The 289-nt window shown below is 53.3% G+C and carries 1 protein-coding gene; it reads right to left on the bottom strand.

What is annotated here, in order from left to right:
* On the bottom strand, positions 1-289 hold a 289-nt coding region (locus SB660_RS19905), incomplete at both ends, for an enoyl-CoA hydratase-related protein (protein ID WP_410584005.1).

The raw sequence follows: 289 nt of genomic DNA on the forward strand, positions 1-289 counted from the left end.
AGCGCGAAACTCAGCCCGAGCCCCGCCGCGGCTCCGTGGATGGCGGCTATCACAATTTTTTTCATATCATAGAGCGTCAGCGTAATGGATTCAATCATTTTCATGAGCCGTTCATATTCTCCCGAATCATGATCCGACGTCATCATCTGGATATCACCGCCCGCGGAAAATCCCCGGCCTTCCCCCCGCAAGAGGACGATAAGCGCTTCGCTGTCGGCTGCCATAACGCATGCATTTTCCAATTCCCGGAGCATTTGTTCATTCAGCGCGTTGTAACTGTCAGGACGGT

The organism is Bacillus sp. SIMBA_005, assembly GCF_046535585.1.
In the GTDB taxonomy this organism is placed as follows: domain Bacteria; phylum Bacillota; class Bacilli; order Bacillales; family Bacillaceae; genus Bacillus; species Bacillus pumilus.